Source organism: Methanobrevibacter filiformis (assembly GCF_001639265.1).
GTDB classification, from domain to species: domain Archaea; phylum Methanobacteriota; class Methanobacteria; order Methanobacteriales; family Methanobacteriaceae; genus Methanacia; species Methanacia filiformis.
In genome coordinates this window covers 1-4,245 of sequence record NZ_LWMT01000078.1, presented here as the reverse complement: position 1 = coordinate 4,245, position 4,245 = coordinate 1, and the positions used below count along the sequence as shown (strand labels likewise).

The 4,245-nt window shown below is 33.6% G+C and carries 1 protein-coding gene; it reads left to right on the top strand.

Annotated features, from left to right (window positions below; genetic code table 11):
• Positions 1-4,245: beta strand repeat-containing protein (locus MBFIL_RS02850; protein WP_157078626.1), on the top strand; the 4,245-nt coding region annotated here is incomplete at both ends.

Below are 4,245 nucleotides of genomic sequence, written 5' to 3'. Positions count from 1 at the left end.
AACGGTTCTGGTAATGCTACTGGTGTATATGTGACTGATTTGTTGAATACTAGTGTTTTGAGTTTTGTAGGTAGTAATGGTTCTTATGATGATAATACTGGTGTTTGGTCTATTGGGTCTCTTGGTGCTGGTGAGAGTGTTGCTTTGAGTATTACTGTTGTTATTATTGGTAATGGTACAGTTATTAATACTGCGAGTGTGACTGTGGATCAAAATAACACTAACACTAATAATGGATCTGATAATGAAATTATTAATGTGACTAATTATGTTAATGTGAGTGTTGTTAAGGTTTCTAATACTACTGGTACTGCGAATATTGGTGATGTTATTACTTATACTATTATTGTGTCTAATAATGGTTCTGGTAATGCTACTGGTGTATATGTGACTGATTTGTTGAATACTAGTGTTTTGAGTTTTGTAGGTAGTAATGGTTCTTATGATAATAATGCTGGTGTTTGGTCTATTGGGTCTCTTGGTGTTGGTGAAACGGTTGCTTTGAGTATTACTGTTGTTATTATTGGTAATGGTACAGTTATTAATACTGCGAGTGTGTCTGTGGATCAGAATAATACTAATGTGGATAATGGTTCTGATAATGAAACTATTAATGTGAGTAATAATGTTAATGTGAGTGTTGTTAAGGTTTCTAATACTACTGGGTCAGCGAATATTGGTGATGTTATTACTTACACTATTATTGTGTCTAATAATGGTTTTGGTAATGCTACTGGTGTGTTTGTGACTGATGTGTTGAATGCTAGTGTTTTGAGTTTTGTAGGTAGTAATGGTTCTTATGATGATAATACTGGTGTTTGGTCTATTGGTGATTTAGGTGCTGGTGAAACGGTTGTTTTGAGTATTACTGTTGTTATTATTGGTAATGGTACAGTTATTAATACTGCGAGTGTGACTGTGGATCAGAATAATACTAATGTGGATAATGGGTCTGATAATGAAACTATTAATGTAACTAATAATGTTAATGTGAGTGTTGTTAAGGTTTCTAACACTACTGGATCAGCGAATATTGGTGATATTATTACTTACACTATTACTGTGACTAATAACGGTTCTGGTAATGCTACTGGTGTATATGTGACTGATTTGTTGAATACTAGTGTTTTGAGTTTTGTAGGTAGTAATGGTTCTTATGATGATAATACTGGTGTTTGGTCTATTGGTGATTTAGGTGCTGGTGAGAGTGTTGCTTTGAGTATTACTGTTGTTATTATTGGTAATGGTACGGTTACTAACATTGCGAGTGTGACTGTGGATCAGAATAATACTAACGTGGATAATGGGTCTGATAATGAAACTATTAATGTAAATAATAATGTTAATGTGAGTGTTGTTAAGGTTTCTAACACTACTGGTACTGCGAATATTGGTGATATTATTACTTACACTATTACTGTGTCTAATAATGGTTCTGGTAATGCTACTGGTGTATATGTGACTGATTTGTTGAATACTACTGTTTTGAGTTTTGTAAGTAGTAATGGTTCTTATGATAATAATACTGGTATTTGGACTATTGGGTCTCTTGGTGCTGGTGAAACGGTTGCTTTGAGTATTACTGTTGTTATTATTGGTAATGGTACAGTTATTAATACTGCGGGTGTGTCTGTGGATCAGAATAATACTAATGTGGATAATGGGTCTGATAATGAAACTATTATTGTGAGTAATAATGTTAATGTGAGTGTTGTTAAGGTTTCTAACACTACTGGCGCTGCGAATATTGGTGATGTTATTACTTATACTATTACTGTGTCTAATAATGGTTTTGGTAATGCTACTGGTGTATATGTGACTGATTTGTTGAATGCTAGTGTTTTGAGTTTTGTAGGTAGTAATGGTTCTTATGATAATGTTACTGGTGTTTGGTCTATTGGTGATTTAGGTGCTGGTGAAGCGGTTGCTTTGAGTATTACTGTTGTTATTATTGGTAATGGTACAGTTATTAATACTGCGAGTGTGACTGTGGATCAGAATAATACTAATGTTGATAATGGGTCTGATAATGAAACTATTAATGTGAGTAATAATGTTAATGTGAGTGTTGTTAAGGTTTCTAACACTACTGGGTCAGCGAATATTGGTGATATTATTACTTATACTATTACTGTGTCTAATAATGGTTCTGGTAATGCTACTGGTGTATATGTGACTGATTTGTTGAATGCTAGTGTTTTGAGTTTTGTAGGTAGTAATGGTTCTTATGATAATAATACTGGTGTTTGGTCTATTGGGTCTCTTGGTGCTGGTGAGAGTGTTGCTTTGAGTATTACTGTTGTTATTATTGGTAATGGTACAGTTACTAACACTGCGAGTGTGACTGTGGATCAGAATAACACTAACACCAATAATGGATCAGATAATGAAACTATTAATGTGAGTAATAATGTTAATGTGAGTGTTGTTAAGGTTTCTAACACTACTGGCACTGCGAATATTGGTGATATTATTACTTACACTATTACTGTGACTAATAATGGTTCTGGTAATGCTACTGGTGTATATGTGAATGATTTGTTGAATACTACTGTTTTGAGTTTTGTAGGTAGTAATGGTTCTTATGATGATGTTACTGGTGTTTGGTCTATTGGTGATTTAGGTGCTGGTGAGAGTGTTGCTTTGAGTATTACTGTTGTTATTATTGGTAATGGTACAGTTATTAATACTGCGAGTGTGTCTGTGGATCAGAATAATACTAATGTGGATAATGGGTCTGATAATGAAACTATTAATGTGTCTAATAATGTTAATGTGAGTGTTGTTAAGGTTTCTAATACTACTGGGTCAGCGAATATTGGCGATATTATTACTTATACTATTACTGTGTCTAATAATGGTTCTGGTAATGCTACTGGTGTATATGTGACTGATTTGTTGAACACTACTGTTTTGAGTTTTGTAAGTAGTAATGGTTCTTATGATAATAATACTGGTGTTTGGACTATTGGTGATTTAGGTGCTGGTGAAACGGTTGCTTTGAATATTACTGTTGTTATTATTGGTAATGGTACAGTTATTAATACTGCGAGTGTGTCTGTGGATCAGAATAATACTAATGTTGATAATGGGTCTGATAATGAAACTATTATTGTGAGTAATAATGTTAATGTGAGTGTTGTTAAGGTTTCTAATACTACTGGAGCTGCGAATATTGGTGATGTTATTACTTATACTATTATTGTGTCTAATAATGGTTCTGGTAATGCTACTGGTGTATATGTGACTGATTTGTTGAACACTACTGTTTTGAGTTTTGTAAGTAGTAATGGTTATTATGATAATAATACTGGTATTTGGACTATCGGGTCTCTTGGTGCTGGTGAAACGATTGCTTTGAGTATTACTGTTGTTATTATTGGTAATGGTACAGTTATTAATACTGCGAGTGTGACTGTGGATCAGAATAACACTAACACCAATAATGGATCTGATAATGAAACTATTAATGTAACTAATAATGTTAATGTGAGTGTTGTTAAGGTTTCTAACACTACTGGATCAGCGAATATTGGTGATACTGTTACTTATACTATTATTGTGTCTAATAATGGTTCTGGTAATGCTACTGGTGTGTTTGTGACTGATGTGTTGAATGCTAGTGTTTTGAGTTTTGTAGGTAGTAATGGTTCTTATGATAATAATACTGGTGTTTGGTCTATTGGGTCTCTTGGTGCTGGTGAAACGGTTGCTTTGAGTATTACTGTTGTTATTATTGGTAATGGTACAGTTATTAATACTGCGAGTGTGATTGTGGATCAGAATAATACTAATGTGGATAATGGGTCTGATAATGAAACTATTAATGTGAGTAATAATGTTAATGTGGGTGTTGTTAAGGTTTCTAACACTACTGGTACTGCGAATATTGGTGATATTATTACTTATACTATTACTGTGTCTAATAATGGTTCTGGTAATGCTACTGGTGTATATGTGACTGATGTGTTGAATACTAGTGTTTTGAGTTTTGTAGGTAGTAATGGTTCTTATGATAATAATACTGGTGTTTGGTCTATTGGGTCTCTTGGTGCTGGTGAAACGGTTGCTTTGAGTATTACTGTTGTTATTATTGGTAATGGTACAGTTATTAATACTGCGAGTGTAACTGTGGATCAGAATAACACTAACACCAATAATGGGTCTGATAATGAAACTATTAATGTGAGTAATAATGTTAATGTGGGTGTTGTTAAGGTTTCTAACACTACTGGATCAGCGAAT